Source organism: Nocardioides sp. P5_C9_2 (genome assembly GCF_054049555.1).
Window position 1 is genome coordinate 1 of sequence record NZ_JBFUMD010000203.1, and the last position, 6,347, is coordinate 6,347.

Here is a 6,347-nt window from a genome sequence, read left to right on the forward strand (position 1 = left end):
GCTCGCAGACCTACGACACCCAGGTCCGCTCCTACGTCAACGTGATCGCGACGCCCAAGGGCGGCACCCACCTCAGCGGCTTCGAGCAGGCGGTGACCGCGACGTTCAACGACGTGATGCGCTCCGCCAAGGTGCTCAAGGTCAACGACGACAACGTCATGAAGGACGACGTCCTCGAGGGCATGACCGCCGTGGTCACGGTGCGGCTGGCCGAGCCCCAGTTCGAGGGCCAGACCAAGGAGATCCTGGGCACCCCGGCGGCGCGCACCGTCGTGCGCAAGGTCGTGGCCGCGGAGCTCAAGGCGTTCCTCACCTCCACCAAGCGGGCCGAGAAGGTGCAGGCCAAGCTGGTCATGGAGAAGGTCGTGGGGGCGTCCAAGACCCGGATCGCGGCCAAGCAGCACAAGGAGACGCAGCGGCGCAAGAACGCCCTGGAGTCCTCGGCGCTGCCGGCCAAGCTCGCCGACTGCCGGGCCGGTGACAACGAGCGCACCGAGCTGTTCATCGTCGAGGGCGACTCGGCGCTGGGGACCGCGAAGCTCGCCCGCAACTCGGAGTACCAGGCGCTGCTGCCCATCCGCGGCAAGATCCTCAACGTCCAGAAGGCCTCGGTCGGGGACATGCTCAAGAACGCCGAGTGCGCCTCGATCATCCAGGTGGTCGGCGCCGGCTCGGGGCGCACCTTCGACCTCGACGCGGCCCGCTACGGCCGGATCATCTTCATGGCGGACGCCGACTCCGACGGCGCCCACATCCGCTGCCTGCTGGCGACCCTGTTCTTCAAGTACATGCCCGACCTGATCACCGCCGGGCGCGTCTTCACCGCGGTCCCGCCGCTGCACCGCATCGAGATCTCCAACCCCCGGAAGGGGATGGACAAGTACGTCTACACCTACTCCGACGACGAGCTGCAGCGCAGGCTCGCCGAGCTGAAGAAGAAGAACGTGCGCTGGAAGGACCCGGTGCAGCGCTACAAGGGTCTCGGTGAGATGGACGCCGACCAGCTGGCCGAGACGACCATGGACCCGCGCCACCGCACCCTGCGCCGCCTCACGGTCGACGACGCCGAGGTCTCGGCGCGCGTCTTCGAGCTGCTCATGGGCTCCGACGTCGCGCCGCGCAAGGAGTTCATCGTCCAGGGGGCGTACGACGTGGACATGGAGACGCTCGACGCCTGACGGGCTCGTACGTCCGCTTCCGGAGCCCGCACGTGTCGGAGCGCGGCATCCACGTCGGCGTCTTCGGTCTCGTCGACGTCCTCGGGAGGCAGTGCCTGCTGAGCGCCGAGGACGAGCAGTGGCGCCGGCAGCGCAACCGCTGGTTCGACGACGCCTACCGGGACCCCTCCACCGTCGACCCGGCGATCTACGACCACGAGGTCAACCCGGGCGCGGTGGCGTGGGAGCGCGTCGAGTCGGACGACCCCGGCAGGGTGGTCTACGAGGACGCCCACCAGGTAGTGGTGGTGCAGACACGCGGACACAACCGCCTCCGACGGCTTGCTCTGAGCGTGGCCGGGTCGGACGGACGGGGGTTGTGTCCGCGTGTCGTCCGGGCGGTCCGTCGTACGCGGGTCGCCCGGTCGCTGGGGGAGCCCGGCATACGTCTGACGTCCCGGCGACCACAGGTTCGGACGGCGCGGTCGACGACCAGCTCCGAGGGCGTGGACGGTGTGCAGGACGCGGCGCGGGTGTCGGAGACGATCAGACGGGGGCGGGCCAGGTACGGGGACGAACTGCCCTGAGACCCGCGGCGGGTCGGGCCGTACGACGACGCGTCAGTCCGGCAGCGCGCGGTGGACGGCGAGTACGGCGCCCAGGGTCACGACGAGCACGGTCGCGATCGCGAGCGACCCGAGCGCGACGCCCAGCGGGGCCGCCCGCCCGGAGCCGACGGCCACCAAGGTCGCGACGGCAACGATGCCGGCGGCGTACCGGCCGGCGCGCGTCCAGGGCAGGGCGGCACGATGACCGCGCACCCAGCCCTCGTCGGAGGCGAGGGTCCGTCGGGTGCGGAGCCCCAGGGTGCGGTTGCGGGCCAGCCGCCCGGCGGCCGCCTCGCGTGTCATCCACCAGACGAGGGCGGAGACGGCAGCGCCCACGACCGCCATCGCGGTCGCGGTGACCTCGGCGTCGCCCATCAGAACTTCTGGTCCAGCAGCCCGGAGTCGACGTCGTAGATGAAGCCGCCGACCCCGATCGAGTCGGGGATGAGCGGGTGCGAGCGCACCTTCTGCATGTCCTCCTCGAGGGCGGCCACCTGGTCGGCGATGACATGGAACTTCTGCCAGGTCGCGTCGACCCCGGCCGAGGCGCCGATCCGCTCCCGCAGCTCGGCCTCGGTGTTCGCCGCCATCGCACACCGGGTGTGCGGCACGATGAGGATCCGTTCGACCCCGAGCAGGTGGACACCGAGCACCAGCGCCTCGAGCGCCGCGGTGGTGACCCGGCCACCCGGGTTGCGGAAGATCTTGGCGTCGCCGTGCTGGAGCCCGAGCATCCGCAGCGGATCGATCCGGCTGTCCATGCACGTCACGATGGCCACTCCGGCGTGCGCGACGCCGTCGAAGCCACCGAGCTCGAAGGAGTCGGCGAACGCCTGGTTGGCTGTGATCAGGTCGGAGAAGTCGTCCACGACCGCTGAGGGTAGCGGAGCCGCGACCTACCCGGACGCGACGCCCACGGGGCTGGACGCCCCGATGGCCGGACCTGCCTCGGGAAGCAGCACCCGGGCCCGCACCGATCCCGCGATGCGGTAGGGCCGGGCCAGCAGGATCGTCCCGAGGGTCCGGCGCAGTCGCGACATCTCGGCGCGGACCGTGACCACGCGGCTCGGGTCGGCGAAGAGGTCGTCCGCGAGCTGGGCCGCGGTGCGGCCCTCCGGGGCGTGGACCAGGGCGAGCAGGATCTCGGTGTGTCGTGGGCTGGGGTGGTGCCGCCAGGAGTGGCTCGGGGTGCTGACCCGCAGCTCCGGTCGTCCCCGGAGGTCCAGCACCAGCTCGGTGGCCGTCGGGTGCTCGTCACCCAGCCGCAGCAGCCACCCGCCGGGCAGCGGCTCGACGCTCACCGCGCCGAGCGCGGGGAGCCAGGTGGACTCCGGTGACAGGTCGTCGGGGAGCAGGAGCCGGCCGGGAGCGGTGCAGCCGGTGACGGCCGCGACGTGTCCGCTGGGATCGACCGCGAGGGTACGGCCGCCCACCCGGGCGACGACGGGCGCGGCGTAGGCCCGCAGCCGCTCGAGGGACGCGGCGTGCTCGTGGCGCACCTCGGCGCCCGCCAACCGGGCGGTCACGCCGACCAGGGCGAGCACCGAGCGCCGGACGGCGTACGCCGGCCCGCTGATGTCGACGGCCCCCAGGCTCGCCCCGGTCCAGGGGTCGAGGACGGGGGAGGCGGCACAGCTCCAGCGGGTGTGGGACTCGACATAGTGCTCGGGGCCGTGGATGTGCACCGGCTCGCCCACGACCAGGCAGGTGCCGATGGCGTTGGTGCCCACGTTGGCCTCGGTCCACGCGGAGCCCTGGACGAAGCCGAGCCGGTCGGCCAGGCGACGGACGCCGCCGTGTCCACGGCGCCACAGGACCCGGCCGTCGGTGTCGGTGACGACGATGAGCAGTCCGTCGTCGACCACGGGGGCCAGTGAGGACGTGATGCTCGGCAGCAGCGGCGCCAGCGCACTGGAGGCTCGTCGGGACTCGACCTCGGCCTCGGCGAGCGGGGCGACGGCCGGCTCGGCGCCCGGGGCCAGGCCGCCGGCACGGACCCGGCGCCACGAGGCGCTGATCTCGGGACGGGCCACCTCCGCGGGGATGCCGCCTGACAGCACCCGCTCGCGGGTGAGCCGCTGGGCGCGCTCGTGCTGGCGCTCGTCGCCGGCCATCACGCCTCCTGACGGTTGCAACCTCGTGCAACCCTGCCGCCGATGGTACGGCCGGGTGTGTCGTGGGTCACGTCGGAAGGAGACACCCGTGACCCAGACCCTCGACGCATCCGAGGCCACCGCGACGCCCGATCCGAGCGACGTCGCCACGACGTGGCTGACCGACCTGGAGGCTGCGCTGGCGGCCCGGGACGTGCCGGCGGCCGCCCGGCTCTTCGCCACCGAGTCCTACTGGAGGGACCTGGTGGCCTTCAGCTGGAACCTCACCACCGTGGAGGGCCGCGAGGGGGTGGGCGACCTGCTGGCCGCGACCCTGGCCACCACCGATCCCTCGGGCTTCGCCCTGGACGAGCCCGCCGACGAGGCGGACGGGGTGGTGACGGCGTGGTTCGTCTTCGAGACCGCCATCGGTCGTGGTCGGGGGCTGCTGCGCCTGGTCGAGGAGGACGGCGAGCGTCGGGCCTTCACCTTCCTGACCACGCTCTACGAGCTCAAGGGGCACGAGGAGCCGCGCAACGAGCACCGCCCGCGCGGGGCCGAGCACGGGGCGGACCGGCAGCGCCGGACGTGGCTGGAGCAACGGCAGCACGAGGCCGAGACCCTGGGCAGCACGACGCAGCCCTACGTCCTGGTGATCGGCGGCGGGCAGGGTGGCATCGCGTTGGGCGCCCGGCTGCGCCAGCTCGGCGTACCGAGCCTGGTCATCGACAAGCACCCGCGACCCGGCGACCAGTGGCGCAACCGTTACAAGTCCCTGTGCCTGCACGACCCGGTCTGGTACGACCACCTGCCGTACCTGAAGTTCCCCGACAACTGGCCCGTCTTCGCCCCCAAGGACAAGATCGGCGACTGGCTGGAGTCGTACACGACGATCATGGAGGTGCCCTACTGGTCGAGCACCACCGCGACCAGCGCGTCGTACTCGCAGGAGACGGGTGAGTGGACCGTCGAGGTGGAGCGGGAGGGCCGGCCGCTGACGCTGCGTCCGACCCAGCTGGTCTTCGCGACCGGGATGAGCGGGAAGCCGAACATCCCCGACGTCCCCGGGACGGACGTCTTCGCCGGCGACCTGCACCACTCGTCCGCGCACCCGGGCCCGGACGCCTACGTCGGCAAGAAGGTCGTGGTGATCGGCAGCAACAACTCCGCCTTCGACATCTGCGGCGCCCTGTGGGAGAACGACGTCGACGTCACGATGGTGCAGCGCAGCTCGACCCACATCGTCAAGAGCGACAGCCTGATGGAGCACGGCCTCGGCGACCTCTACTCCGAGCGTGCCCTGGCGGCGGGGGTCACCACGGAGAAGGCCGACCTGATCTTCGCGTCGTTGCCCTACCGGATCATGCACCGCTTCCAGATCCCGGCCTACCAGGCGATGGCCGAGAAGGACAAGGACTTCTACGAGCGGCTGGAGGCCGCGGGCTTCGACCACGACTGGGGCGACGACGGCTCGGGACTGTTCATGAAGTACCTCCGCCGGGGCTCGGGCTACTACATCGACGTCGGTGCGGCCGAGCTGGTGGCCAACGGCGACGTCCGGCTGGTCAGCGGCCAGATCGACCACCTCACCGCCGACGCCGTCGTGCTCGCCGACGGCACCGAGCTGGCCGCGGACGTCGTGGTCATGGCGACCGGCTACGGCTCCATGAACGGCTTGGTGGCCGACCTGATCGACCAGGACACCGCCGACCGGCTGGGCAAGGTCTGGGGACTGGGATCGGAGACGACCAAGGACCCCGGCCCGTGGGAGGGCGAGCAGCGCAACATGTGGAAGCCGACGCAGATCCAGAACCTGTGGATGCACGGCGGCAACCTGCACCAGTCGCGGCACTACTCGCTCTACCTCGCGCTCCAGCTCAAGGCCCGCTTCGAGGGGATCGACACCCCGGTCCACGGTCTCCAGGAGGTGCAGCACACGAGCTGACCCCCCTGGCCCGGGTCAGTGCGCCGACAGGGCGTCGCGCGCACTGACCCGGTCGGTGCGTGCCCCCGCGAACAGCACGAGCGCCAGGATGCCCGCGACCACGGCGCACCCGGCGGCGCCCCAGAAGACCGCGTGCTCCTGGGCGATCCCGGCGAGCTTGAGCAGCCGGCTGAACTCCGGACAGCGGCTCGACCCGCCGCAGACCTCGCGGACGGGCGGTACGTCGGCCTGCTCGGCGTAGTAGCGCCGCAACCCGATCACGGTCAGCGCGGAGATCCCCACGAGCATGCCGACCATCCGGGCGACGACGACGAAGGCGCTCGCCACCCCGTGCACGTCGTCGTCGGTGTGGGCGAGCAGGGCGGCGTTGACCGGGGCCAGGGCGAGGCCGAAGCCGAGGCCACCCACCACCAGGGCGACGGTGGCCGACCAGTGCGACAGGGAGGTGAGGTCCCAGCGGGTCATCAGCACGAAGCCGATCGCCGCCAGCGTCATGCCGCCCGCGGTGACGACCCCGGGGGCGAGGGTGCGGATGAGGTAGCCG

6 protein-coding genes and 1 pseudogene are annotated in these 6,347 nt (G+C 71.8%); 3 read left to right on the forward strand and 4 right to left on the reverse strand.

From position 1 onward, the window contains the following. The coding region (locus ACXJKL_RS11585; RefSeq protein ID WP_457207199.1) for a toprim domain-containing protein at positions 1 to 1,178 on the forward strand (1,178 nt) is incomplete at its 5' end. A gap of 32 nt (positions 1,179 to 1,210) precedes the next feature. Then, positions 1,211 to 1,744, forward strand: coding sequence for a hypothetical protein (locus tag ACXJKL_RS11590; RefSeq protein WP_457207200.1), 534 nt, complete (start codon positions 1,211 to 1,213; stop codon positions 1,742 to 1,744). 33 nt (positions 1,745 to 1,777) lie between these two features. Here ACXJKL_RS11590 and ACXJKL_RS11595 read toward each other — a convergent pair whose 3' ends face one another. Genes ACXJKL_RS11595 through ACXJKL_RS11605 form a run of 3 tightly spaced genes read right to left on the reverse strand, consistent with a single transcriptional unit; the run spans position 1,778 to position 3,879 of the window. Beyond that, entirely contained in the window at positions 1,778 to 2,140 is a 363-nt protein-coding gene (locus ACXJKL_RS11595) for an SdpI family protein (RefSeq protein WP_457207201.1), read from the reverse strand. Next, a complete protein-coding gene (locus tag ACXJKL_RS11600) occupies positions 2,140 to 2,634 on the reverse strand; it encodes a beta-class carbonic anhydrase (RefSeq protein WP_457207202.1) in 495 nt (164 codons plus the stop codon). Before ACXJKL_RS11600 ends, ACXJKL_RS11595 begins: the two co-directional genes overlap by 1 nt. A 27-nt stretch (positions 2,635 to 2,661) precedes the next feature. Beyond that, on the reverse strand, positions 2,662 to 3,879 hold the full coding sequence (locus ACXJKL_RS11605; RefSeq protein WP_457207203.1) for a transcriptional regulator: 1,218 nt from the start codon (positions 3,877 to 3,879) through the stop codon (positions 2,662 to 2,664). Positions 3,880 to 3,967: 88 nt separating this feature from the next. Between ACXJKL_RS11605 and ACXJKL_RS11610 the strand changes: the two genes are divergently transcribed. Beyond that, complete coding sequence (locus ACXJKL_RS11610; RefSeq protein WP_457207204.1) at positions 3,968 to 5,803, forward strand: NAD(P)/FAD-dependent oxidoreductase; 1,836 nt, start codon at positions 3,968 to 3,970, stop codon at positions 5,801 to 5,803. A gap of 15 nt (positions 5,804 to 5,818) precedes the next feature. Here the strand turns inward: ACXJKL_RS11610 and ACXJKL_RS11615 are convergent. Next, positions 5,819 to 6,347 (reverse strand): annotated as a pseudogene (locus ACXJKL_RS11615) (MFS transporter); the annotation flags it as partial.